The organism is Algibacter sp. AS12 (genome assembly GCF_046736315.1).
Taxonomy (GTDB): domain Bacteria; phylum Bacteroidota; class Bacteroidia; order Flavobacteriales; family Flavobacteriaceae; genus Algibacter_B; species Algibacter_B amylolyticus.
This window is the reverse complement of the sequence record NZ_CP151841.1, coordinates 3,562,737-3,589,017: the sequence shown is the minus strand read 5'-3', so window position 1 is coordinate 3,589,017 and position 26,281 is coordinate 3,562,737. Positions and strand designations below refer to the sequence as shown.

General features: G+C 33.1%; 21 protein-coding genes and 1 other RNA gene. 19 read left to right on the top strand and 3 right to left on the bottom strand.

Annotation, left to right across the window (positions count from 1 at the left end; genetic code table 11):
* The first annotated feature begins 10 nt into the window (after positions 1–10).
* The 16 genes from AAFN75_RS14630 (at position 11) to AAFN75_RS14555 (ending at position 19,647) form a co-directional block, all read left to right on the top strand.
* Entirely contained in the window at positions 11–928 is a 918-nt protein-coding gene (locus AAFN75_RS14630) for a DUF5777 family beta-barrel protein (RefSeq protein ID WP_411807033.1), read from the top strand.
* 8 nt (positions 929–936) lie between these two features.
* Positions 937–1,476 carry a YceI family protein gene (locus tag AAFN75_RS14625; protein WP_411807032.1) on the top strand — a complete coding sequence of 180 codons (540 nt, stop codon included), beginning with the start codon at positions 937–939 and terminating at the stop codon, positions 1,474–1,476.
* 8 nt (positions 1,477–1,484) lie between these two features.
* On the top strand, positions 1,485–1,880 hold the full coding sequence (locus AAFN75_RS14620; protein WP_411807031.1) for an OB-fold protein: 396 nt from the start codon (positions 1,485–1,487) through the stop codon (positions 1,878–1,880).
* On the top strand, positions 1,862–2,716 hold the full coding sequence (locus AAFN75_RS14615) for a hypothetical protein (RefSeq protein ID WP_411807030.1): 855 nt from the start codon (positions 1,862–1,864) through the stop codon (positions 2,714–2,716). Before AAFN75_RS14620 ends, AAFN75_RS14615 begins: the two co-directional genes overlap by 19 nt.
* 161 nt (positions 2,717–2,877) lie before the next feature.
* Positions 2,878–5,709: an excinuclease ABC subunit UvrA gene (gene uvrA / locus AAFN75_RS14610; RefSeq protein WP_411807029.1), complete on the top strand. Its 2,832-nt coding sequence runs from the start codon at positions 2,878–2,880 to the stop codon at positions 5,707–5,709.
* Positions 5,710–5,780: 71 nt separating this feature from the next.
* Positions 5,781–6,470: a TIGR00730 family Rossman fold protein gene (locus AAFN75_RS14605; RefSeq protein WP_411807028.1), complete on the top strand. Its 690-nt coding sequence runs from the start codon at positions 5,781–5,783 to the stop codon at positions 6,468–6,470.
* Positions 6,471–6,610: 140 nt separating this feature from the next.
* Entirely contained in the window at positions 6,611–9,442 is a 2,832-nt protein-coding gene (locus AAFN75_RS14600; protein ID WP_411807027.1) for a metalloprotease, read from the top strand.
* 169 nt (positions 9,443–9,611) lie between these two features.
* Positions 9,612–12,023 (top strand): thiamine pyrophosphate-dependent enzyme, encoded by a 2,412-nt coding sequence (locus tag AAFN75_RS14595; RefSeq protein ID WP_411807026.1) that lies wholly within the window; start codon positions 9,612–9,614, stop codon positions 12,021–12,023.
* A 307-nt stretch (positions 12,024–12,330) separates the two neighbouring features.
* The gene (locus AAFN75_RS14590; protein ID WP_411807025.1) at positions 12,331–12,801 is read left to right on the top strand and encodes a hypothetical protein; all 471 of its coding nucleotides are present in this window, start codon (positions 12,331–12,333) and stop codon (positions 12,799–12,801) included.
* A 261-nt stretch (positions 12,802–13,062) separates the two neighbouring features.
* A complete protein-coding gene (locus AAFN75_RS14585; protein ID WP_411807024.1) occupies positions 13,063–13,722 on the top strand; it encodes a DUF6796 family protein in 660 nt (219 codons plus the stop codon).
* 7 nt (positions 13,723–13,729) lie between these two features.
* Positions 13,730–15,352, top strand: a complete 1,623-nt coding sequence (locus tag AAFN75_RS14580; RefSeq protein WP_411807023.1) for a CRTAC1 family protein — start codon at positions 13,730–13,732, stop codon at positions 15,350–15,352.
* Between the two features lie 13 nt (positions 15,353–15,365).
* Complete coding sequence (locus tag AAFN75_RS14575) at positions 15,366–15,740, top strand: hypothetical protein (RefSeq protein WP_411807022.1); 375 nt, start codon at positions 15,366–15,368, stop codon at positions 15,738–15,740.
* A 362-nt stretch (positions 15,741–16,102) separates the two neighbouring features.
* On the top strand, positions 16,103–18,529 hold the full coding sequence (pheT, locus tag AAFN75_RS14570; protein ID WP_411807021.1) for a phenylalanine--tRNA ligase subunit beta: 2,427 nt from the start codon (positions 16,103–16,105) through the stop codon (positions 18,527–18,529).
* 140 nt (positions 18,530–18,669) lie between these two features.
* Positions 18,670–18,909, top strand: coding sequence for a putative signal transducing protein (locus tag AAFN75_RS14565; RefSeq protein ID WP_144116045.1), 240 nt, complete (start codon positions 18,670–18,672; stop codon positions 18,907–18,909).
* Positions 18,910–19,034: 125 nt separating this feature from the next.
* Positions 19,035–19,268, top strand: coding sequence for a DUF2007 domain-containing protein (locus AAFN75_RS14560; RefSeq protein ID WP_411807019.1), 234 nt, complete (start codon positions 19,035–19,037; stop codon positions 19,266–19,268).
* 142 nt (positions 19,269–19,410) lie between these two features.
* On the top strand, positions 19,411–19,647 hold the full coding sequence (locus AAFN75_RS14555) for a DUF2007 domain-containing protein (RefSeq protein ID WP_411807018.1): 237 nt from the start codon (positions 19,411–19,413) through the stop codon (positions 19,645–19,647).
* A 289-nt stretch (positions 19,648–19,936) separates the two neighbouring features.
* On the opposite strand, the gene AAFN75_RS14550 is transcribed toward AAFN75_RS14555, so the two are convergent.
* Positions 19,937–21,562, bottom strand: coding sequence for an ABC-F family ATP-binding cassette domain-containing protein (locus AAFN75_RS14550; protein WP_144116048.1), 1,626 nt, complete (start codon positions 21,560–21,562; stop codon positions 19,937–19,939).
* A gap of 176 nt (positions 21,563–21,738) precedes the next feature.
* Here AAFN75_RS14550 and AAFN75_RS14545 point away from each other — a divergent pair, with 176 nt between their 5' ends.
* Complete coding sequence (locus AAFN75_RS14545) at positions 21,739–23,160, top strand: TlpA family protein disulfide reductase (protein ID WP_411807017.1); 1,422 nt, start codon at positions 21,739–21,741, stop codon at positions 23,158–23,160.
* Positions 23,161–23,373: 213 nt separating this feature from the next.
* On the opposite strand, the gene AAFN75_RS14540 is transcribed toward AAFN75_RS14545, so the two are convergent.
* A complete protein-coding gene (locus AAFN75_RS14540; protein ID WP_411807016.1) occupies positions 23,374–24,177 on the bottom strand; it encodes an SDR family oxidoreductase in 804 nt (267 codons plus the stop codon).
* A gap of 125 nt (positions 24,178–24,302) precedes the next feature.
* An RNA gene (ffs, locus tag AAFN75_RS14535) (signal recognition particle sRNA small type) lies at positions 24,303–24,401 on the bottom strand.
* Between the two features lie 88 nt (positions 24,402–24,489).
* On the opposite strand from ffs, the gene AAFN75_RS14530 reads away from it, so the two are divergent.
* Complete coding sequence (locus AAFN75_RS14530; RefSeq protein ID WP_411807015.1) at positions 24,490–25,524, top strand: glutaminyl-peptide cyclotransferase; 1,035 nt, start codon at positions 24,490–24,492, stop codon at positions 25,522–25,524.
* 87 nt (positions 25,525–25,611) lie between these two features.
* The gene (locus AAFN75_RS14525; protein WP_411807014.1) at positions 25,612–26,271 is read left to right on the top strand and encodes an acetyltransferase; all 660 of its coding nucleotides are present in this window, start codon (positions 25,612–25,614) and stop codon (positions 26,269–26,271) included.
* The last annotated feature ends 10 nt before the right edge of the window (positions 26,272–26,281 follow it).

The window sequence follows — 26,281 nt, the reverse complement described above, 5'->3', positions numbered from 1 at the left end:
TTTTCCCAGTATGCAATTAAAAGCACCTTTTTTAATACTTTTTTTAGTTCCTTTTTATTTATTCTCTCAAACAAAACCTCAAGAAGACGATATTGACTCACTTTTCGATGATCTTGATGATATGACCATTGAAGAAAATAAAGAAGTTATTGCTACTTTTAAATCTACACGGTTAATGCTAGGGCAATCTACCGAACGTGTTAAAAAAAATCAATTACATTTTAGAATTTCTCACGTTTTCGGTAAAATAAAAGGTATTGATAATTTTTTTGGTTTAGATAATATCAACAACATGAATATTAGCTTTGAATATGGTCTTAACGACTTTATTCAATTGGGTTTAGCAAGATCTAACAAACCCGACAAAACCTACTCTACTTCTATTAAATTAAGTTTACTACGACAAACTTATGGTGAAAATACATTTCCGTTTTCACTTAGTTACTATGGCGGTTTAGATATTAAATCTAGAACATACTTTCCTGAAGCGCGCAATAAAAACTTTAATGGCAGATTGGATTATGTTAATCAAATTTTAATAAGTAGAAAAATTTCCGAAAAACTCTCGGTACAACTTTCACCAACTTGGATTCACAGAAACTTAACAGAAACAGTTAACGATCCTAATTCAATAGTATCCATTGGTATTGGTGGTCGCTATTTAATTTCGGGTTCTACATCTATAAATATTGAATATTTTGATACTCTAGACACTTTTGATGCTTACGAGTTAAAGAAAAACACACTTTCTGTTGGTTTCGATATAGAAACCGGAGGTCATGTTTTTCAGCTCTACTTTACCAACGCTTTTGCTTTACATCCGGGTAAATTCGCCATTAACCAAAGTGGCGATTTCTTTAATAGAGAAATTAATTTTGGATTTAGCCTATTACGTGAATTTTCAATTTCAAAAAAAAATAAACATTAAAAATTAATATGAAACATTTTCCCTCCCTAATTTTATTACTAGCTTTTAACGTCATTTTTGCTCAAGACAAACTAATTACCAGAACTGCAAAGGCTTCATTTTTTTCTGAAACTCCTGTAGAAAATATTTATGCCGAAAACAATCAAGTTGCAAGCATATTATTGCTACCTAAAAAAACGGTTGCTTTTAATGTACTTCTAAAATCTTTTAAATTCGAAAAAGCATTAATGGAAGAACATTTTAATGAAAAATATGTGCATTCTGAAAAATATCCTGCTGCCAAGTTTAAAGGTACTTTTAATGAAGATATCGATTTAACAGAAGCTAAAACATACGCAAACGTTGAAATTAAAGGTCAAATGATTTTCCATGGTGTTACAAAACCTTTAAATACTATTGCAGAAATTATAGTTAATGAGGACAAAACGGTAACCTTAAAATCTAAATTCCCAATTAATTTAGAAGCTTATAACATAGAAGTTCCTGCTTTAGTAAAAGATAAAATCGCCCCAGAAATTGAGGTTATTATAGATGCTACTTACAAATAATTAGAAAGATGAAACGCGCCATTACCCTCATAAGTGTTGTTATAATAGCTGTAATTTGCTATGCTACATATCAATACAACAAACCACAGCAAGATGTTTTATCATCTAACTCAGATTATTCCTTTTCAGCAATTCAACTTATTGAAAAATTTAATCAGGATGCCAATGCCAGCACACCTCTTTTTGATAAAATTATTACAGTTTCAGGAAAAATTAGTCTTATTGAAGAAAGTACGAATACCTCAATTTTAATTTTAAACGATGGTATAAAATGCGAAATCGATAATAGCAATCTCAAACAAAACTTAACAGAAGGCATGAGCGTTAAAATTAAAGGTGTTTTTAGTGGTTATGATGATATGTTTAACGAAATAGCTTTAGTAAAATGCGTTATAATAGAATAGTATTTTTAATTGCAATAGTTCAATTGTGCTTATTTACAAGCTGTACCAGTAATCATGCAGATGAATTATATCCATCTAATGATGCCGAAGCTAAGGTTTATTATGAGACTACATTAAAATCTGTTATAGACAATAAATGTATTTCTTGTCATTTGTACCACACCGAAGGGGCTAACCGTTATGACTCTTACGAAAAATCTAAATCGAATATTTCGCAAATGTTAGAGCGCATTAATGCGACTACCAATATCGTAATGCCTCCTGCAGATCAAGAGCAATTAACAGAAGAGGAAAAAAATAGTTTTAAAACGTTTTTAGACATTTTACAATCTGAAACACCACAAGAAAACAATCCTATTAAAGTAACGTGGACAGCTTATAAATATCCCGATTTCGACAATAGAGCTGGTGTTAGCGGAACTTTTAACACGGTAATAAGTTACAACCTAAATAGCAGTGCTGTAGACCTTATAGATCTTTTAAACGGTGCCAATGTGGTTATTGATGCAAGCTCTGTTAATGTTGGAAATGAGCCTGAACGCACACAAAATGTAGCTAGCTTTTTCAATGCTTTCACTGCTCAAATTTCTGGTACAGTTGATAGTTACAACAATGAAAATGCTTGGGTAACTTTTAACATGAACGGTATATCGCAACAAGTGGTACTACATGTTTCTCTAGACACTAACAAAATTATACTTGATGGTGCCATACCCGATTTAAATGTATTTAACTGGGAAAATGCATATACTGTTTTCAATACCATTTGTGGGGAATATCATGAAAACAAACTGTGGGAAGATGTGAAAATATCGATAGAAATATCGAATATTTAAACCTTACTCCTTTTCTTAAAGTTTTGAATTTAAAGATGGCTATCAAATAATTCTCATGCTTTATTACACCCAAACATTTTAAATAGAATTTAACAAAACAACAGCTTAACCCTACTTCATTTTTAATCGCAAAAAGTGTAACTTCGCAACTTTGCCATTTTATGAGTGAATTCACAGATTTTATAGAAGTTAAAGGAGCACGCGTACACAATCTTAAAAATATTGATGTATCCATACCACGCGAAAAGCTTGTAGTTATTACAGGGTTATCTGGTAGTGGAAAATCTTCACTTGCCTTCGATACCATTTATGCCGAAGGACAACGTCGTTACATCGAAACATTCTCTGCATACGCCAGACAGTTTCTAGGCGGTTTAGAACGTCCGGATGTCGACAAAATCGATGGTCTTTCTCCTGTAATTGCCATCGAGCAAAAAACAACTAGTAAATCGCCTCGTTCCACAGTAGGAACTATCACAGAGATTTACGATTTTATGAGACTATTATTTGCACGTGCTAGTGATGCCTACAGCTATAATACAGGCAAGAAAATGGTAAGCTATAGCGATGAGCAAATTAAAGCACTTATCATTAAAGATTTTAGCGATAAACGCATCAATATATTATCGCCCGTAGTACGTTCTAGAAAAGGACATTATCGCGAATTATTTGAACAAATAGCCAAACAAGGCTTTGTAAAAGTAAGAACCGATGGCGAGATTCGGGATATTGTAAAAGGGATGAAATTAGACCGTTACAAGAATCACGATATCGAAATTGTTATAGACAGACTCGTAATTAATGATACTGTAGATAACGATAAACGCCTTACCGAAACCATTAACACAGCCATGTATCATGGTGACGATGTGCTTTTAGTAATCGATCAAGACACCAACGAAACACGCTATTTTAGTAGAAGTTTAATGTGTCCTACTTCAGGCATCTCCTATCCCAACCCAGAACCAAATAATTTTTCGTTCAATTCTCCTAAAGGCGCTTGTTCAAACTGTAATGGTATTGGTACGCTGTATCAAATTAACGAGGCTAAAATAATTCCAGACGATTCGTTATCTATTAAAGCTGGAGCCTTGGCACCACATGGACCGCAAAAAAACAGTTGGATTTTTAAACAACTTGAAACCATTGCACAACGTTTCGATTTTAAATTAACCGATGCTTATAAAGACATCCCTAAAGAAGCAAAACATATTATTCTTTACGGCGGAAATGATAAGTTTTCAGTTGAAAGTAAAACATTAGGTGTTACTCGCGACTATAAAATAGACTTTGAAGGCGTTGCTAATTTTATTGAAAATCAATATAACACAGCCGAATCTAGATCTTTAAAACGTTGGGCTAAAGATTATATGGACAAAGTAGAATGTCCGGTTTGCGAAGGTTCTCGATTAAAAAAAGAATCCCTTTACTTCAAAATAAACGACAAAAATATTGCCGAACTTGCTAATACCGATATGGTAGAGCTAGCCGAATGGTTTAGTACGTTAAACGAAACCCTTTCAGAAAAACAATTAAAAATTGGCGAAGAGGTTATTAAAGAAATAAAATCTAGAATTCAGTTTTTACTCGATGTTGGTTTAGATTATTTATCCTTAAACCGTAGCTCAAAATCCTTATCGGGTGGCGAGGCACAACGTATTCGTTTGGCCACACAAATAGGATCGCAGCTTGTTGGTGTGCTTTACATTTTAGACGAACCTAGTATTGGTTTGCATCAGCGCGATAACGAAAAACTAATAAACTCTCTAGTTTCACTTAGAGATATTGGAAACTCGGTTATTGTTGTAGAGCATGATAAAGACATGATTGAGCGTGCCGATTACGTTATTGATATTGGCCCAAAAGCAGGAAAGTACGGTGGTGAAATTATTAGCATTGGCACACCAGACGAACTTAAAACCCATAACACCTTAACGGCCGATTATTTAAACGGTAAAAAAGAAATTGAAATTCCTAAAAAACGCCGAAAAGGGAATGGCAACTTTATAGAAATTAAAGGCTGTACGGGTAACAACCTAAAAAATGTATCGGTTAAACTGCCATTAGGTAAAATGATTGGTATTACGGGTGTTTCTGGTAGCGGAAAATCCACATTAATTAACGAAACTCTTTACCCTATTTTAAACGCTTATTATTTTAATGGCGTAAAAAAACCTATGCCTTACAAAAGCATAAAAGGTTTAGAGCATATAGATAAGGTTATCGACATTAACCAATCACCTATAGGTAGAACACCACGAAGTAATCCTGCAACATACACGGGGACCTTTGGAGAAATTAGAGCCTTATTTGCTAAAATTCCCGAAGCCATGATTAGAGGCTACAAAGCAGGTCGTTTTAGTTTTAATGTTAAAGGAGGTCGTTGCGAAACCTGTCAAGGTGGTGGTTTACGTGTTATCGAAATGAATTTCCTTCCCGATGTTTATGTAGAATGCGAAACTTGCCAAGGAAAACGTTTTAACCGCGAAACATTAGAGATTCGCTACAAAGGCAAAAACATTAGCGATGTATTAAACATGACCATGAACGAAGCTGTAGAATTCTTCGAGCATATCCCTAAAATACATAAAAAACTAAAAACCATAAAAGATGTCGGTTTAGGCTATATCACGCTAGGGCAACAAAGTACAACCCTTTCTGGTGGCGAAGCGCAGCGTATTAAATTAGCAACCGAACTCTCAAAACGCGACACCGGAAACACATTTTATATTTTAGATGAACCTACAACAGGTTTACATTTTGAAGACATAAGAGTTTTAATGATTGTACTTAATAAGCTAGCCGATAAAGGCAATACCGTACTTATTATAGAGCACAATCTAGATGTTATTAAAACCGTAGATCATATTATAGATATTGGTTACGAAGGCGGTAAAGGCGGCGGACAAGTAGTGGTTGAAGGCGCGCCAGAAGACATTGTAAAACACAAAAAAAGTTACACAGCTAAGTTCCTTAAAAAAGAATTAAATTAGCGAGCCTGAGTTTAGGCAAAAATGATATAAACAATAAAGTTTTCGCTTTCGCGGAAATAAAAAAACATAACATGAGAAAAGAAAAGCATCACAAAGGTTGGAATGAAATAAAAACTAACGATTCTTGGGCCATTTTTAAAATAATGGGCGAATTTGTTAACGGATTCGAAAAAATGAGTAAAATAGGACCTTGTGTTTCTATTTTCGGTTCTGCCAGAACAAAGCCTGATAACAAATACTATAAACTAGCTGAAAATGTAGCTACAAAAATAGTTGAAGCTGGTTACGGCGTTATTACCGGTGGTGGTCCTGGTATTATGGAAGCTGGTAATAAAGGTGCACATTTAGGTGGCGGAACATCAGTTGGTTTAAATATCGATTTACCTTTCGAGCAGCATGACAATCCGTATATAGACAGCGATAAAAGTTTAGATTTCGATTACTTTTTTGTTAGAAAAGTTATGTTTGTTAAATACTCGCAAGGTTTTGTAGTGATGCCTGGTGGTTTTGGTACTTTAGATGAACTTTTTGAAGCCATAACTCTTATTCAAACTAATAAAAGTGAAAAATTCCCTATCATTCTAGTTGGAACAGATTTCTGGGAAGGACTTATGGACTGGGTAAAAAAGACCTTACTTGACGGTTTTGGAAACATAAGCGCAAAAGATTTAGACCTTATTCACGTTGTGGATACTGCCGATGAGGTTATCTCCATTCTAGATAGTTTTTATAAAGAGTCTGGCTACAGTCCAAATTTCTAAAAAAATTAGGTATTGGCTTTCTACGGTGTTACGCCATATACAACGTATAAATTAACTAACATGTCAAGTTTTAAGCCATCCTATTTTTGCTATCTTGCAGCGCCATAAATAAATCTATTAACCTAAAATGTTTTATAAATTTGAAAATTAGATTTTTTAATTGTTTTATTTTACTGTGTTTCTCTCTTAACGGTTTTGCTCAAAACAAAACGGATGTTAAGGCTATTTTCGATATAGAAAACAAACAAATAAAAATATCGCAGTCCATTCAATATCAAAATACCACCAATGTCGAATTAGACACCATCTACCTTAACGACTGGAACAATAGTTATTCAACAAAAAAAACACCTTTAGCTATTCGTATTGCAGACGAGTATAACAACAATTTTCATCTTGCTAAAAATGACGATCGAGGCTTCTCTGTTATTACTTCAATGAAACAAAATGGCGAAGATGTAGAGTTTAAACAGCTTAAAAATCAAATAGACATTCTTAAAGTTGCTCTTAACGAACCTCTAAAACCAAATGGTACCTACAACTTAAATTTAGAATACTTAGTAAAAATACCAAATGCTAAATTTACCGATTATGGTATAACAGATACTGGCGATATCAATCTAAGATATTGGTATATTTCTCCGGCTGTTTTTAATGGAGAATGGCAATACTATAGCAATAAAAACTTAGACGATTTATACATACCAATTTCAGATGTTAATCTAGAAATTGAGTATCCTAATGGCTACGCATTAACTTCAGATTTAGATATAAGTAACATACATCAACTACCTACAAAACAAATCATTAACCTAAAAGGATCTAACAGAAACAACAACAGATTATTTTTAACTAAAGGTTCAGATTTTAAAACGTTACAGGACGGCGAATTATCTATAATTTCCAACATTCACGACGAGGAAGTTGATATTGTAGAAAAGGTTTTAATCAACGAAAAAGTAAAAACGTTTCTGTTTGAAATCTTCGGACAATATCCTCATAAAAAACTTTTACTTTCTCAAATTGATTATGATAAAGATCCTATTTACGGCTTAAATTTTCTGCCTAGTTTTATAAAAACATATCCTAATCATTTTCAATACGAATTAAAATATTTAAAAATCGCATTACATAATTATTTAGAAAACACATTACTATTAAATCCAAGAAAGGAACAATGGTTAATTGATGGTATTCAAATTTATTATCTAATGAATTATGTGGAAAGGCACTACCCTAACATGAAATTCCTTGGTAGTATTGCTAATTTTTGGGGCGTAAGATCGTTTCATGCTTCCGATATGAGTTTTAACGATAAATACGTGTTATCGTATATGCTAATGGCTAGAACGAATCGAGATCAACCATTAACCATGGCTAAAGATTCCTTATTAAAATTCAACAAAAATATAGCTAATAAATATAAAGCTGGTGTAGGACTTAAATATCTAGACGATTTTGTAAATCAAGATATTGTAGAGCATAGTATTGAAACTTTTGTTAAAGAAAATAAACTTAAACAAACCACAGTAAAGGAATTTGAAACCTATATAAAATCGAAAACCAAAAAAGACATCAATTGGTTTTTTGATGACTATGTAAACAGTAGAAAAAAAATAGATTTCAAAATTAGTAAATTAAAAAAGACCGAAGACTCAATTACCTTAACCATTAAAAACAAAGGCGATAACAGCATGCCTATTTCGTTATATAGCTTGTATAACGATAGCGTAATTTCTAAACGCTGGGTAGAAAACATTAAAGGTAGTAAAACCATTACCATACCAAGAGAAGAAGCCAATAAAATGGTTTTAAACTACGATAATACTATACCTGAGTTTAATTTAAGAGACAACTGGAAATCTTTAAAAGGCTTCTTTTTTAACAATAAGCCATTACAGTTTAGGTTATTTCAAGATATTGAAGACCCGTATTACAATCAAGTGTTTTTTATGCCTATTGTAGAGTACAACAATATTTATGATGGTTTTACTGCTGGTGCTAAAATTTATAACAAAACCGTTTTAAGAAAACTATTTAATTACAAAATTGCACCTCGATATTCTTTTAAATCTAGATCGTTAACTGGTGCAGCTTCTGTTTTTAAAACCCATTATATTCAAAACAAAAATTTATATACCATACATTACGGTATAGCTACAGGATACAGTTCATTTGGAGAAGATTTATTTGTTAGGCAAATTACGCCATCCGTACAGTTTCTATTTAGAGAAAACAGTGATTTTAGATCTAATAAACGTCGCGCTTTAAGCTTAAGGCACGTTAACATTCACAGAGATCAAGATTTTACTAATCCTGATGCTTCCAACGAGCCTAACTACAGTGTTTTTAATATTAGGTACGTGCATTCTAACGACAATCTTATTAATTTTAGTAAGTGGAACACCGATTTTCAAATTGCCGATAAATTTAGTAAAGTATCTTTCAATTATGAATTTAGACGCCTTTTTGAAAGCAACCGACAATTAAATATTAGGGCATTTGCAGGAGCTTTCCTTTCAAACAATAGCAATTTAGGCTCTAATTATTTCAGTTTTGCATTAGATCGTCCAACCGATTATCTTTTTGATTACAACTATTTAGGACGTTCTGAAGATACTGGTATTTTTAGTCAGCAATACATTGAGGCAGAAGGAGGATTTAAATCTAAACTAGAAACGCCATTCGCTAACCAATGGATCACAACATTAAATGCTAGTACAACACTCTGGAACTATATTCTTGCTTATGGCGATATAGGATTGGTTAAAAACAAATTTAACTCCGCTAAGTTTGTTTACGACTCTGGTATTCGTATTAATTTAGTTACCGATTACTTTGAGGTTTACCTACCTGTTTATTCAAATTTAGGTTGGGAAATGGGTCAACCACGATACGATCAAAAAATACGTATTAAGTTTACAGCAGATCCACAAGCCTTACTTGGCCTATTTAGAAGACGATGGTTTTAAATCGTTTTAATTATTGAATAATCAATAAAACGCTTTTATTAGTCAATAATTAGCAATACAAAACTAGTTAAGCATTACATCTTTAAAAATTTATCAGTATTTTAACAAGGCAATTAATTGCAAAAAAGGTCTATTTTGACTACTTTCGCAAAACTAAAAGCATGAACCTATGCAACCCGCAACCAACTTGGAAAACAATTTATCTTTCGATGATTTTAAAGCAGAAGTAATAAACGACTATCGCACTGCTATGATTAGTCGCGAATGTAGTTTAGTTGGCCGAAGGGAGGTTTTAACAGGAAAAGCTAAATTTGGTATTTTTGGCGATGGTAAAGAAATACCACAACTTGCCATGGCTAAGGCATTTCAAAAAGGCGATTGGCGTTCTGGTTATTATAGAGATCAAACCTTTATGATGGCTATTGGCGAGTTAACACCCGAGCAATTTTTTGCAGGTTTATACGCTAATACGAATATCGAGCTAGAACCTATGTCTGCTGGCCGCCAAATGGGTGGACACTTTGTTACGCACAGTCTTAATAATAACGGTAGCTGGAAAGATTTAACTAAACAATATAATTCTAGTGCCGACATCTCTCCTACTGCAGGTCAAATGCCGCGTTTATTAGGATTAGCACAAGCCTCAAAAATATTCAGAAATGTTAAAGGCATAGACGCCTCAAAATTTTCTGAAAATGGAAACGAAGTCGCTTGGGGAACCATTGGTAACGCAAGTACAAGTGAAGGTTTATTTTTCGAAACCATAAATGCTGCAGGCGTTTTACAAGTGCCTATGGTAATTAGTGTTTGGGACGATGATTACGGTATATCTGTACATGCCAAATACCAAACCACTAAAGAAAACATTTCGGAAATTCTAAAAGGATTCCAAAGAGATAAAGATAGTAACGGCTACGAAATACTTCGTGTAAAAGGTTGGGATTATGCCAACTTAATAGAAACCTACCAAGAAGCATCTGCCATAGCACGAGAGGAGCATGTACCCGTTTTAATACACGTACAAGAATTAACACAACCGCAAGGGCACTCTACTTCGGGGTCTCATGAGCGTTACAAAAACGCCGAACGCTTAGAGTGGGAAGCAAAAAACGATTGTAATGTTAAATTCCGCGAATGGATTCTAGAAAGTGGTATCGCTACAAACGAGGTGATTGTAGAAATTGAAAGAGCAGCAAAACGAGATGTTCGAGAAGCCAAAAAATCGGCGTGGAACACCTTCTTAAGACCCATAAAAAAGGAACAACAAGAATTACTATCTATATTAAAACAAGTTGCAGCCAATAGCGTTAATGGCGTATTTATAACTAAACTAAAAGAAAGTTTAGCAAATATTAACGAGCCAACACGAAAAGACATCTTATCGCATGCTCGTAAAGCATTACGCTTTACTGTAGAAGAAACGTTTCCAGAAAAGAAAACACTTCGTAATTGGATAGATTCTATTTTCGAACAAGTACAACCTAAATTCAGTTCGCATTTATATTCCGAAACGCAAGGTAGAAACACGCGTATAAAAGAAATAAAAGCCACATATAACGACGATGCCGAACAAGTAGATGGCAGAATTATTCTTCGTGATAATTTCGACGCCATTTTTGGTAGCCATCCCGAAGCTTTAGTTTTTGGAGAAGACACTGGTAACATTGGCGATGTAAACCAAGGTTTAGAAGGCTTACAAGAAAAATACGGCGAACTTCGAGTGGCCGATTCTGGAATTCGAGAAGCCACCATTATAGGTCAAGGTATAGGTATGGCGTTACGTGGCTTACGTCCAATAGCCGAAATTCAATACCTCGATTACATTTTATACGCCCTACAAATAATTAGCGACGATTTAGCCACCGTGCATTACCGTACAAAAGGCAAGCAAAAAGCACCGTTAATAATAAGAACTCGTGGGCACCGTTTAGAAGGTATTTGGCATTCTGGTTCGCAAATGGGCGGTATACTTAGTTTGGTAAAAGGTGTAAATTTACTGGTGCCTAGAAACATGACTAAAGCAGCCGGTTTTTACAACACCCTACTGCTAGGCGACGATCCTGCAATTGTGGTAGAATGTTTAAATGGATACAGACTAAAAGAAAAAATGCCAAACAACTTAGGCACACTTAAAACCCCTATTGGCGTTGTCGAAACCGTAAAAGAAGGTACAGATATCACCCTAGTATCCTACGGTTCTACATTACGTATTGTAGAGCAAACAGCCAAAGATTTATTGGCTATAGGTATCGATGCCGAAGTTATAGATGTGCAATCCCTAATGCCTTTCGATTTAAACCACGACATCGTAAAAAGTATCGCAAAAACAAATCGCGTGGTTATTATAGACGAAGATGTTCCTGGGGGCGCATCGGCCTATATTTTAGATAAAATTCTAAACGAGCAAAACGCATTTCAATATCTAGACAGTTCGCCAAAAACCATTACAGCCAAGTCACACAGGCCAGCTTATGGTAACGATGGCGATTACTTCTCAAAACCATCAGCAGAAGATATCTACGAAGCTATTTACAGCGTTATGCACGAGCTAAACCCAAGTAATTTCCCTAAACTAAGGTAACACGTTATTAAAAATAATTTGGGCGCTACCACAGGGGTCGGGCTATACTTTACAAGTCCTCGCACCTCCTACGTCGGGCTGTGGGCTTTCCAATGCTATCCCTAGCGCAGTTATCCGCTAGCTTAAGTACACAACAATTATTTATTTAACACCTGCAAACCCTTATACTTACAATCCTTTTTTTATATTTATAACATCAGGGAAAAAGACCTACAAGGTTTTAAAAACCTCGCAGGTCTCTTAAACATAATACATTATCGGTATTTAACAACAAACCACTTAGGTCTTAATAAATCGACTTTTATAAATGAAAGCTGTACCATTACCAGAAATAAAGAAAGAACTCAATACACTTTCACACAAAGAAACCCAAGAACTATGCTTGCGTTTAGCCCGATTTAAAAAAGAAAACAAAGAGCTCCTTACCTATTTACTCTTCGAGTCGCACAACGAAAGTGGCTACATCCAAACCGTTAAAAGTTATATGGACGAGGAATTCGACCTTATTAATACCAATAGCTATTTCTATATTAGAAAAAGCGCACGTAAAATACTCCGTAACGTTAAAAAGTTTATTCGCTACTCTCAAAAAAAGGAAACCGAAGTAGAACTCCTACTCTATTTCTGCCAAAAACTAAAAGACTTTAAACCTAGCATAAAACGCAGTACGCAACTACAAAACATGTACAATCGCCAAATACTTCTAGCCAAAAAAAGTATGGCTAAACTGCACGAAGACTTACAATACGATTTTAATTTGATGCTGGAGGAGTTGTAGATTGTTGAAAAGTCAACTATTTAAAAACTTGACTTTGTAAAAAATTTCAGCTAACTTCGTTTATCATCGGATATAAAACATTAAAACGATTTCATATCCGTAAAACCGTTAGGCATCATAAAAAAATGAAACGGTTGTACTCAATAACTCATCTCAATAGCCGAGAATAATTATTATTTCTTGTTTTTTTTTGTAATCATCAATTAGAGCTCTCGACCAATGCGAAAATAGATATAAAGCATATTAAAATTATGTAAGAAAATGAAAGAAAAGCAATTAATTTTTATCACAGGAATTTTTGGTTTAATAGCAAGTATAATAGTCGGCTTAGGAGAGTTTTTACTACACTATAGTGATCAATTAATTGGTAATGCAGAAAACTATAACTTCTTTACATTTGTGCCGCAAAACAATCTTATATATGGGCATTTTTTGGCCGTTATAGGCACTCCACTATACTTTGTTGGTTATTATCACATCTACAAAATGTTAAAAGGAAAAGAAAACAAATGGGCATTCATTGTTTTTACTTTAGGTATTATTGCCTTTACCGTAGGTGGTTTCTGGATAACATCTAGAGCTTTTTTAGGAACTATAGTTCATCTTAAAGAACAGATGAATTCTGATATCTACACGCAAATTTTAGAGAATTATACTTTACTAAGTGAGTCTTTAGTACAAGTGTTAAGAGTAGTAATCTTACTTTTATCTATCTTTTTTATTATTTCAATTCTAAAATCAAAAACCTATTATAATAAATGGATGGCTATTACAAATCCTATTTTATTGTTAATTTTAGTGTTTTCAGTTTATTTTGTAGTTCCTAGCATCGGAAAATATATAGCACCTATTGCAATGAATGTTGTCCATTTCATCTTGTTTAGCCTATCATTATATCAATTTAGTAAAAATTATAAATAATTTAAATATGAAGTTTTTAAAGTATATTTTTTTTGGTCTTTTAGCAATTGTTCTTTTGGCAATACTATTAGTTGCATTTAAGTTTGGCACAGATGGAAACAATCCATACAATAATGAAATTGAAGAAAGTTTAATACCAACGTTTAGTGAGGTTCCTATCGATTTTAATCAGCAACACAATGGTAAAGAGTCTCTTCCGGTTATAGCATCTACATTAATTGACATTAATAATGATGGCGTTGATGAACTGTTTTTTGGTGGAGGGTTTAATCAACAAGATGAATTATTTGAATATAAAGACAATGCTTTTGTTTCTATTTCCAAAAATGTAAATCTACCTCAAAAAACCAATTTAACAACGTTAGGTGCTGCCTCTGCAGATTTTGATAACAATGGTTTTTCAGATGTAATAGTTTCTCGTGAAGACGGTATAACTATATATTATAATACTCAAGGGGTTTTTATACCTAAAAAGGTCGATTACAGTTTAGCAGATAATGCAACGCCTCTTGGTTTTGCCTTAGGAGACATAGATAAAGATGGTGATATTGATATATTTATCTCTAATTACATTAGAAAAAAACAAATGGTAGGTCAAAATAATTTCAGTAAAAACTATGGAGCTGTTAGTCAAATGCTACTCAACAATGGTGATAATACTTTTACAGACGTAACCAAAGCATCGGGTTTATACTACCAACACAATACCTTTATGGGAATTTTTGTAGATATAGACAATGATTCTTGGCTAGATTTAATTGTGGCTCACGATACAGGCGAAGTAAGAACATATAAAAATAATGGAGATGGAACCTTTAAAAATATGCCCAATCCAACTACCAATTACTATGCGTATCCAATGGGTATAGCGGTAGGAGATTACAATAACGATGGAAAAGTAGACTTTATGTTCTCTAATACTGGTTCTTCAGCTCCTCATTTTTTAGCTAGAGGAAAGGTAGATGAAAGTGAATTTAATTCTGATTGGATATTTTTTGAAAACAAAGGAAATTTCGTTTTTGAAGATGTAGCAGATAAAGTAAAAGTAGCAGATTTTGAATTTTCTTGGGGAGCAGTAATGGCAGACATGAATAATGATGGCTTACAAGAATTAATTGTTGCCGAAAATTATGTAGAATTCCCTCCTCATAAAATGTTTAAATTACCAGGACGTTTTTTAACTCAGAAAGAGGATCATACTTTTGTAGCTACTGAAGATAAAAGTGGTGTAGTAAACAAGAATTATGCAATTACACCATTAGTTAGTGACTTTAACCAAGATGGTTATCTAGATTTAGTTTGGGTAAACATGTCGGGGCCTTCAAAAGTCTTTATCAATAAAGGAGGTGAAAATAATTACCTTCAATTAGCTTTTGACGAAAATTCCGAAAACATTGGTGCTAAAATTAAAGTAATTACAACGTCTGGAAAAATGATAACAGAAGATTATGTAATTGGTGAAGGCTTGGTTTCTGACCAAAGTGCTACTATTCATATAGGCTTAGGAAAAGATACTATTAAAAGTGTGAACATAACATATATAAACGGAACCGTACAGAATTTAAATGATATAAAAATAAATTCTAGAACTGTAGTTCCAAAAGTAATTACCCCGAAAATTGAAGAATAAAAAACAGGACCAATTGAATACTATATTAAAATATATTCTTTACCTAATCTTTCTATTCGGTATATATGGAGCAGGCGAGTTAGTCTACAAAGAAATTGATTATGGGGATATTTGCCCAAAGATTATAAATATACCTGCTTGCTATATTATTATGGCTTGTTTGGTAATTCCATTAATCAATCATTTAATCAAAGGGAGCAATCGTATTTATTTTATATTTACAGGGCTTGCGTGGAGTATTGCAACCTATGGCTCTATTATGCAATTTTCAAAAATTATCGAATGCCCAAAAACAGCAGAAGGAATTCCTATGTGCTATATATCTTTTGTAATATTTTCACTTCTTATTTTACTAAAAACGGTAGAATTAACAAGAACGAATGCCTAACAATATATAAAAGCAATAGCGGTTTGGGTGAAAACTCAAACCGCTATTGTATTTAATTAGGTATCTTACTATCCGAAAATTAAGTGCCTTTAAATTCGCTACTGCTCTTATACTAAACGATAAACGAAACTTCGTTATTTCAAAACTCCAAACTGCACCTAAAAACATCAATAATCATTCAATTACAACTTTATCAACTTGCATCTATTCTTTATAATTCTTAACCGAACAAATTCAGTCTTTTTTCAACCCTAAACCCCGACAAAACCAACCCCAAATTAACATATTAACAAAATGCCATCCTTTGTTTGAATGCTGACTTCAATATTTTATCTTTGCACGCTTAAATAGGACATTGATTTATGAAGATTTCATACAATTGGTTAAAACAATTTTTAAAAACAGATTGGACACCAGAACAAACTAGCGAACTACTTACAGATTTAGGACTTGAAGTTGAAGGTATTGAAACCTATCAATCCGTAAAAGGAGGATTAGAAGGTGTTGTTGTTGGCGAGGTTTTAACTTGTGTTAAACACCCAAATGCCGACAAACTAAAAATTACCACGGTTAATGTTGGTGCAGAAGCGCCTTTACAAATTGTATGTGGCGCACCTAATGTTGATGCAGGACAAAAAGTACCTGTTGCTACTATTGGTACGGTTTTATATACCGCAGAAGGTGAATCGTGGACCATTAAAAAAGGTAAAATTCGTGGCGAAGAAAGTCACGGTATGATTTGCGCAGAAGATGAATTAGGTCTAGGAAAATCGCACGACGGTATCCTTGTTTTAGATAACGATATTAAAGTGGGCACCTTAGTTGCCGATCTTTTTGATATTGAAAACGACCAAGTTTTCGAAATTGGATTAACACCAAACCGCGCCGATGCAATGAGCCACCTAGGAACGGCTCGCGATTTAAAAGCAGGATTGGTGCAAAAAGATATTAACCTAGAATTAATTACACCTTCCATTAGTGCGTTTCATGTGGAGAACCGTACCTTAAAAATGGATATCGAAGTGGTGGACAAAGAATTAGCACCTCGTTATTGTGGGGTTTCTATTTCTGGCATTAAAGTAGCCGAGTCTCCTGCTTGGTTGCAACACCGCTTAAAAGCTATTGGTTTAACACCTTTAAACAATATTGTAGATGCTACTAATTATGTGTTACACGATTTAGGGCAACCTTTACATGCTTTTGATGCTGCAAAAATTTCTGGAAACAAAATAGAGGTTAAAACCTTGCCTGCAGGCACTAAATTTGTGACTTTAGATGGTGTAGAACGCGAATTACACGAAGATGATTTAATGATCTGTAATGGCGATAAACCTATGTGTATTGCTGGTGTTTTTGGAGGTTTAGATTCTGGAGTTACCGAGCATACCACAAATATTTTCTTAGAAAGTGCTTATTTTAATCCTGTAAGCATTAGAAAATCTGCTAAACGTCATGGTTTAAATACTGATGCGTCATTTAGATTTGAGCGTGGTATAGACCCAAATACTTGCGAGTACGCTTTAAAACGTGCCGCATTACTTATTCAAGAAATTGCTGGCGGTGAAATTACAAGTGATATTTTAGATTTCTATCCTAAAAAAATTAAGGATTTTGAAGTGCGTTTAAGCTTTGATAATACCGAAAAATTAATTGGAGAAGAAATACCAAAAGAAACCATAAAACAAATATTAAGCTCTTTAGACATTAAGGTAAATAATGTTACCGAAGCTGGTCTAGGATTAACGGTTCCTGCGTATAGAAACGATGTTGAAAGAGAAGCCGATGTTATTGAAGAAATTTTGAGAGTTTATGGGTATAATAATATTAAAACTACCGAAAAACTTAACGCATCAATTTCTACAACATCTCGTTTTGAAGATTATAAAATTCAGAATATTGTTGGAAACCAATTAGCTTCGCAAGGCTTTTTTGAAATACTTTCAAATTCGCTTACAACACCTAATTATGCCGCTTTAAGCGAGCAATTAAAGGAAGAACACAATATTACTATCCTGAATCCTTTAAGTAACGACTTGTCTGTAATGAGACAATCTTTATTGTTTTCTGGTTTGGAAGCGGTATCGTTTAACATTAATAGAAGACGTGGCGATTTAAAATTGTTCGAATTCGGAAAAACCTACCACGGTTATGGTGATAAGCGTGAGGAATACAAGCATTTATCGGCTTTTATAACAGGAGATAAAAATTCAGAAAACTGGACAGATACGAGTAAAAAGAGCGATTTTTTTTTAATGAAAGGTTATATAATTGCTATTTTAGAACGTTTAGGGATTTCTAGGTTTAACGAATCGCCTATTAAAAGTGATTTATTTACCGAAGGTTTAACGTTTGGTCTTGGTAAAAATGTATTAGTAGAATTTGGTTTAATTAAAAAACCAATATTAAAGCATTTTGATATTGCGCAAGAGGTTATCTATGCCGATTTTAAATGGGATAGCATTTTAGATTTAGTTAAGCATAACAAGATTAAGTTTAAAGCCATTTCTAAATATCCTGGAGTACGTCGCGATTTTGCATTATTGCTAGACGACAGTGTTACTTTTGAGTCTATTTACAAAATAGCTAAGCAAACCGAAAAGCAATTGCTTACAGCTGTTAACTTATTTGATGTTTACCAAGGTAAAAACTTACCAAAAGGTAAAAAGAGTTACGCGGTTAGTTTTACGCTACAAGATGAAAACAAAACGCTTAACGACAAGCAAATTGATAGGATTATGAAAAAATTACAAAGTAATTTTGAAAATCAATTAGGTGCAGAATTAAGATAATTTAGCCGTTTATTGCAGACGCTATAATTAATTATAACAACTAATTATTATTAAAAAAACCTGTTAATTATTATTTAATTAACAGGTTTTTGCATTAAAAATATTGTATCTTTAAGAGGTAACCTTTTAACCTTTAAGATATGTCGAACTACATAAAAGTATTCTCTGGGAATTTTATTGAAGTACAACGCATGTTTAAATTACTTGAAGAAGTAAATATTTGCGCCATTATTAAAGATGAATCTGAATCTGGAAGATTAGCAGGTTTTGGATCGTCTATACAAGGTTTGCAAGAAATCCACGTGCATAAAGACGAACTTGAAAGAGCAAAACCTATTATTGAAAGTTCAAATTCAATTTCGGAATTAGAGCTAGATTAGCCATTCAATTACATTTTTAAACTACAATACAAAGCTATAATTTATTGGCTATATTTTTGACGTTGACGCTGCGCAATAATGTATTGTTATGCCAAATATTTAGACACATTGAAACACCAAAAGCTATGACAGATTCAAATTATATTAAGATTTTTACCGGTGAAGTTATGGAAGTTCAAAAAATTATTCTAGAACTGGAAAAACAGGATATAATCCCTGTGGTTAGAGAACAAACCGATTCTGGCTTGTTACCTATTTTTGGAATGTCCAATAGTTTACTAAAGCAAATTTATGTGCATAAGGATGAACATGAAAAAGCTATGCTTATTCTTAAAAATTTGAATTTAGAATTACCATAATATAAACAACTAAGCACAAACTTTTTAATTATTGGATACTGCAAAGGAAGGACTTATTTTGTATCAGTAATCTTTTGGGTTTAGAACATCTAAACCTTACTAATATTACGTACATGTAAAAAACCCTCTTACAGATTATACCATGTTAAACTATATTAAAGTATTTTCAGGCTATTTTATTGATATACAACGTATTTTTAAAGAACTACAAAACTTAAATATTTCGGCTATAGTTAAAGATGAATCTGAATACGCTAGATTAGGTGGTTTAGGCTCTCCTTTTCATGGCATATTGCATATTCACGTACATGAGGATGAACTTGAAAGAGCAAAACCTGTTTTTGAAAACTTCTTATCGGAACTAGAGTTAGAATACTAATTAAAGCTAATCCGTTTAAAATTTCGCACCAATTAAAATGTATAGACATAAATCTTTAAATTAAGATTTATGCCTTGAACTTCTTCTATAATTGATTATTTGTACTTTTTTTTACAGCAAAACCCCTATACAAACACACTAGTAGCCTACCTTTTACAAACCAGTACGCAGATTAACCCGCGTTAGGGATTGAAGTGGAAAGCCCACTGCCTGACGATAGGAAGTGCGAGGACTTGTAGCGGAAAGCGCGACCCTTTACGGGTAACGCCCTAATTATTTTTGTTTTAGATTAAACTGTTACGCCATACATTTTGTTACGTAACTCCTTGATTTTTTTGTCTTGCATATACTCATCGAACGTGGTATAACGGTCTATAACTCCATTTGGCGTTAACTCCACTACTCTATTGGCAACGGTTTGCGCAAACTCATGATCGTGAGTTGTAAATAATATGGTGCCTTTAAAGTTTTTAAGGGAGTTATTAAATGCTGTAATACTCTCTAAATCTAAGTGGTTTGTTGGCTCGTCTAGTTGTAAAACGTTTGCTCTCATCATCATCATTCTAGATAGCATACATCTTACTTTTTCTCCTCCTGATAATACAGACGATTTTTTAAAGGCTTCCTCGCCACTAAAAATCATTTTACCAAGGAAACCACGAATGTTTACTTCTTCGCGTTCCTCTTCGGTAGTTGCGTATTGGCGTAACCAATCGATTAAAGTTAGCTCGTTATTAAAAAACTCATCATTATCTAATGGTAAATATGATTGTGTGGTAGTTACACCCCACATAAATTTGCCAGAATCTGCTTGTTCTTTATTATTTAAAATTTGATAGAATGCTGTTGTTGCTCTAGAGTCTCTAGAAAACACAACCACTTTATCGCCTTTGGCCAAGTTTAAATCTATATCTTTAAATAACACTTCGCCTTCAATAGAAGCACCAAGTCCTTCAATATTTAATATTTGATCTCCAGCTTCTCTTTCGCGCTCGAAAATAATAGCAGGGTAACGACGACTGGTTCTTCTAATATCGCCTATGTTAAGTTTTTCGATCATTTTCTTTCTACTTGTTGCTTGCTTACTTTTTGCAACGTTGGCAGAGAAACGACGAATAAATTCTTCTAATTCTTTCTTCTTTTCTTCAGCTTTTTTATTCTGTTGTGCATGTTGTCTTGCTGCTAACTGCGAAGACTCGTACCAGAATGTATAGTTACCAGAATAGTGGTTTATTTTTCCGAAATCGATATCTGAAATATGTGTACAAACGGCATCTAAAAAGTGTCTATCGTGAGAAACGACAATTACACAGTTATCATAATTAGCTAAAAAGTTTTCTAACCAAGAAATGGTTTCGTAATCCAAATCGTTGGTAGGCTCATCCATAATTAATACATCTGGATTACCAAACAAAGCCTGTGCTAATAACACACGTACTTTTTGTTTACCATCTAAATCGGCCATTAAAGTATGGTGAAACTCTTCTTTTATACCTAAGTTAGATAACATGGCAGCGGCATTACTATCTGCATTCCATCCATCCATTTCTTCAAACTTAACTTGAAGCTCACCTATTTTTTCAGCATTCTCATCAGTATAATCTGCATATAAGGCATCAATTTCAGTTTTAATTTTAAATAAGGGTTTGTTACCCATTAAAATAGTTTCTAAAACCGTGCTCTCATCATATAAATTATGGTTTTGCTCTAAAACCGACATACGCTTTCCTGCTTCTAAAGAAACATGGCCCGAAGTTGGGTCTTGCTTCCCAGAGATAATCTTTAAAAATGTAGATTTTCCAGAACCATTGGCGCCAATAATTCCGTAGCAATTACCATTATTAAAAGTGGTATTTACTTCATCAAAAAGGACACGTTTACCGAACTGGACAGAAAGATTTGATACTGATAACATAAAGGACTATTTAATTTTTTGCAAAAGTAGAAAATTACATTGGTAAGACGAAACATAGCGGCCCAAATTTTAAGTAGTTATGGGACTTTTTGATTCCTAAATATTTAACAACGCATTAACAGGAGTTTATCATAACAAGCTATATTTTTGCTATTACAAATACGCTTGAGGGTTATATGAAGTTTTACTTTACTATTTTATTTATTTCAATCTCATTATTAAGTTGTAAAAAAAACAACGAGAAATCTGCATTGAATATTGCGTACTTGGGTGGCGAGATTATTAACCCCAATACAAACTATATTGTTTTATCTAAAGACGAGACTATTATTGATACGGTTAAGTTAGATGGCAGAAACAGATTTCTTTATAAAATTGATAATTTAAACAAAGGGCTTTACACGTTTAGGCATGGTGGCGAATATCAATTAATATTGTTAGAACCCGAAGACAGCTTATTGTTTAGGCTTAATACTTTAGATTTTGATGAATCACTTGTTTACAGTGGTAGAGGCGATGATAAAAACAATTACTTTATTAATGAATATATAGAAAACGAAAAGGAAGAAAAATATATCATTAAAATTTGCCAGCTTAACGGCGAAGATTTTCAAAAAAAGGCAGACTCTTTAAGAGACTCCAAGGCAGAACGTTTAGACCATTTTGTTGAGAAAAACGATCCGTCAGATTTATTTTTAAAAATTGCGCATGCTAATATCGATTATAAATATTACCTGAGTAAAGAGGTGTATCCTTTTGTGCATGTTGGTGAAAACAAAGCAGCTCTTTTAAAATCTTTACCTAAGAATTTTTATAACTACCGAAAAGAAATTAATTACAACGATTCTTTTTTAAGTAACCACCATGGTTACAATAAGTTTTTACGTTATAATTTAAGCAACTTATCGCTTAAAACGCACGATACCCACGAAAAGAATGCCTGTTTCGATAAAAAATCCTTGTGTTTTAATTTAGACAGACTCAAATTAATTGATAGTTTAATTTTAAACCCGGAGGTTAAGGACGATTTACTTTACCATTTTACCATTGGTTATTTAGCTAAAAGTAAAAATATAGAACATAATAAGGAGTTATTAAAAAACTACCTAAGCATAAGTAAGAGTGAAAAAGGAAAAGAGCGCATGTTACGTTTTACAAGCTCTGTTAACAACCTTAAAAATGGCGACAAATTACCAAATATTAAAATTTTTGGTTACAACGAGAGCGAATATAGACTTAACGCAAAAGTATATGCTCCTACCGTATTATGCTTTTGGTCTTCCAAATATTTTGACCATTTTAAGGAAAGTCATTATAAAATAAGAGAGTTAAAAGTTAAATATCCTGAGATTAATTTTATCTCCATTAATATGGATGGGGAAAATATAGAAAAGTCTAAAAAACTTCTAAAAAGCAACGGGTTTTACAATCAAAACGAATACCTGTTTAAAAGTCCAGAAATAGCATCGAATGTTTTAGCTATTTACCCAATGACAAAAACCATATTGGTAGATAAAAACAATAAAATTGTAAACAGCAATACCAATATGTTCTCGGTTAATTTTGAAGAACAATTACTTGGGTTAATTAATAGGTAATACATTGCTCCCATTTCTTGTCTATGCTAGGAATAATTATTTGAAGCTATTACCTGCTATCCACTATATCTTTTTTGAGCTCTAGTTTTTCAATTCTTATTATGCAAGCTACATAACTATAAGCTAAGTGCTTTTTAAAACCTTTCGTTCACAAAAAAGGATGCCGTTACTATCAGGGCTAAATCATCTGCCAACTTAAGGTTTTACTTAAAGTTACAGTTTATAATGGTTCATTAGCATTTTCTCGTAAACGGTGTCTGGTAAAATACGTTTTAATACAATAGAAAATTTCTGCAAAAACTCCCCTACTTTATAATGTACTTTTGGGTTGGGATTATTAATAATCTTATAAATAGCTTTTGCCATAATATAAGGATCGCTGCCATTATCAACATGCGTATTCATTAAGTTTAAAGTATCTCCATAAGGTTTTTTATATGGCGACGTTTCAAGTAGTGGCGCGTGGTATCTTCCAGCGGCTATATTGGTGGCAAAATCACCAGGTGCTACATTGGTCATTTTTACATTAAAGTCTTTTATTTCCATTCTGAAAGCTTCGGTTAAAAGCTCTAAAGCACCTTTACTAGCGCTATAAATGCCACGATATGGTAAACCCATATAACCCGCAATTGAGGTGACATTAATTATTAACCCCGAGTTTTGCTTGCGCATTTGCGGTAACACCGCTTTTATAACGCGTATTGGTCCGAAAAAATTAGTATCAAAATTATTCTTTATTTCTTCATCGGGCGTTTCTTCAATAGGTCCGGTAATACCAGCTCCAGCATTATTAATAACAATGTCCAATTTGCCTTCCTTTTCAATAATAGTACGTACGGTTTCAGAAATGGTAAGATTCTCTTTAACATCAAGTGCCAGAATAGGAAATTTACTGTCCTTATACTTCTCTGGGCTTCTACTGGTGCCATACACTATAAAATCTTTATCAATTAAAAATTCACCTATAGATTTTCCAATACCAGAAGAACCACCTGTTATTAATACAACTTTAGACATAAAAACGTTATTTAATACTTTAAAAATACAATAATACTCATAAGGTTCAACCCTTGCAAGAATGTTTATAAAACTAAAAAATCCTGATTCGCCTAAGCTTTCAAGATTTGAGTTTATTGCATAAAAAAAGGCAAGCTACCTACATCACACCGCTACGACCATTTACCTTTGCTTCGTTCCCGACCTGGAGGATTCAACAGGAGCTGGTTGTGTAGGACTTGCCGGTTGCAAAGATACAAACTTTTAAAATTTTCACAATGATTTTTTAAACCGATTTTAAATAAATATCTTGCTATAAATTATATATCGAAAATGAAAACATTCAAACATCTCACTATCATATTTTTAAGTGCAATTTTAATTGCTTGTGGATCTAATTCTGGTCAAAAAAAAAGTGATTTTTCTATAAAAACTAATGCTGAAAAAGGGAATATTGCCAATAATAGCACCTTAAAATTGTCTATTGAGAACAAAAAAGGGCTTACTATCGACTCGGTTGCCTATCATTTAGATGGTAAACGAATTAATGAAAATTCAGATTTAAAAGATTTTAAACTAGGAAAACACAGCATTGAAGCTACGGTTTATGTTGAAGGCGAAAAACAAACAACCACATCGGCAGTTACCATTTTAAATAGCGAATTACCAAAAGTGTATACGTATAAAATAATTAATGAATATCCGCACGATATTACTTCTTACACCCAAGGTTTAGAGTTTCATAACGACACCCTTTATGAAAGCACAGGGCAGCACAAAGAATCGAAACTTAGAAAGCTAGACTACAAAACAGGAAACGTTATTAAAAACATTGATTTAGCCGATGAGTATTTTGGTGAAGGCTTAACCATTTTAAACAATAAAGTATACCAATTAACATGGCAAAAAGGCACAGGCTTTGTTTATGATGTAAATACCTTTGAAAAACTAAGCAGCTTTAAGTATGGTAATAGTAAAGAAGGTTGGGGTTTATGTAATTATAACAACACCATTTATAAAAGTGATGGTACTGAAAAAATATGGTTATTAGACTCTGAAACTTTAGCAGAACAAGAATACATACAAGTGTATACTAACAAAGGTAAAATTGTTGGTATAAACGAAATGGAATGGATAGATGGTAAAATTTATGCCAACCGTTACCAAAAAGATGGTGTAGCCATTATTAATCCGAAAAATGGAGCTGTAATTGGCGTGGTAGATTTTAAACCATTAAAAAAGTTAGTTACCCAACATGCCGGTTTAGATGTTTTAAACGGTATTGCTTATAACCCAAAAACAAAAACCATTTTTGTTACAGGAAAACGTTGGGATAAACTATTTGAGGTTGAAATTTTGGAGAAATAATTATAATAGTATTTATCCTTTAGTTATACAATCATATTTAGATTAGCTAACAATTATCATATTTTATAGATTCGATTTCAAATATTTTTGAAAAAACTAAATTCTATAGAAGCAGTGAGTCAAAATAAAGTAAGAATATATGGCGCTGGAGGGCACTCTCAAATTATTCAATCTATATTTAAACAAAATGGAGATATTGTAACTGAAATTTTTGACGACTGTCCTAGTAATAGCCACACCAATTTCAAAAATATTACTATTGGTATTAAACTAAACAGTAATTGTTTCCCACATAAAGGCTACCCTTTTATTATAGGCATTGGAGATAACAAACATAGAAAAGACATTTCAAAATTATTAAAAAGTAAATATCTAAAAGCTGCACATAGCTCTGCAATAATAGATTCTAGTGTAAAATTAGGACATGGTACAGTAGTGTATGCTGGAGCTGTTATTCAACCAAATGCCACCATTGGCGAACATGTTATAATTAATACACTTGCAAGTGTAGACCACGATAATATAATAGATAATTTTGTGCATATATCGCCTAACGTTACACTTTGTGGTTTAGTAACAATTGGAGAGGGGACGCATGTGGGGGCAGGTGCGATAGTAATACCTAATATTAAAATAGGAAAATGGTGTATTATTGGTGCTGGTGCTGTTGTAATACGAGACGTTCCAGATTATTCGATTGTAGTTGGAAATCCTGGTAAAATTATAAAAACTAATCCTGTTTTTTAGATTTTAAATG

Coding starts and splice junctions, on each gene's coding strand:
- AAFN75_RS14630 (WP_411807033.1), top strand. CDS start 11: ATGCAATTAAAAGCACCTTTTTTAATACTTTTTTTAGTTCCTTTTTAT.
- AAFN75_RS14625 (WP_411807032.1), top strand. CDS start 937: ATGAAACATTTTCCCTCCCTAATTTTATTACTAGCTTTTAACGTCATT.
- AAFN75_RS14620 (WP_411807031.1), top strand. CDS start 1,485: ATGAAACGCGCCATTACCCTCATAAGTGTTGTTATAATAGCTGTAATT.
- AAFN75_RS14615 (WP_411807030.1), top strand. CDS start 1,862: ATGCGTTATAATAGAATAGTATTTTTAATTGCAATAGTTCAATTGTGC.
- uvrA (WP_411807029.1), top strand. CDS start 2,878: ATGAGTGAATTCACAGATTTTATAGAAGTTAAAGGAGCACGCGTACAC.
- AAFN75_RS14605 (WP_411807028.1), top strand. CDS start 5,781: ATGAGAAAAGAAAAGCATCACAAAGGTTGGAATGAAATAAAAACTAAC.
- AAFN75_RS14595 (WP_411807026.1), top strand. CDS start 9,612: ATGCAACCCGCAACCAACTTGGAAAACAATTTATCTTTCGATGATTTT.
- AAFN75_RS14590 (WP_411807025.1), top strand. CDS start 12,331: ATGAAAGCTGTACCATTACCAGAAATAAAGAAAGAACTCAATACACTT.
- AAFN75_RS14585 (WP_411807024.1), top strand. CDS start 13,063: ATGAAAGAAAAGCAATTAATTTTTATCACAGGAATTTTTGGTTTAATA.
- AAFN75_RS14580 (WP_411807023.1), top strand. CDS start 13,730: ATGAAGTTTTTAAAGTATATTTTTTTTGGTCTTTTAGCAATTGTTCTT.
- pheT (WP_411807021.1), top strand. CDS start 16,103: ATGAAGATTTCATACAATTGGTTAAAACAATTTTTAAAAACAGATTGG.
- AAFN75_RS14565 (WP_144116045.1), top strand. CDS start 18,670: ATGTCGAACTACATAAAAGTATTCTCTGGGAATTTTATTGAAGTACAA.
- AAFN75_RS14560 (WP_411807019.1), top strand. CDS start 19,035: ATGACAGATTCAAATTATATTAAGATTTTTACCGGTGAAGTTATGGAA.
- AAFN75_RS14555 (WP_411807018.1), top strand. CDS start 19,411: ATGTTAAACTATATTAAAGTATTTTCAGGCTATTTTATTGATATACAA.
- AAFN75_RS14550 (WP_144116048.1), bottom strand. CDS start 21,562: ATGTTATCAGTATCAAATCTTTCTGTCCAGTTCGGTAAACGTGTCCTT.
- AAFN75_RS14545 (WP_411807017.1), top strand. CDS start 21,739: ATGAAGTTTTACTTTACTATTTTATTTATTTCAATCTCATTATTAAGT.
- AAFN75_RS14540 (WP_411807016.1), bottom strand. CDS start 24,177: ATGTCTAAAGTTGTATTAATAACAGGTGGTTCTTCTGGTATTGGAAAA.
- AAFN75_RS14530 (WP_411807015.1), top strand. CDS start 24,490: ATGAAAACATTCAAACATCTCACTATCATATTTTTAAGTGCAATTTTA.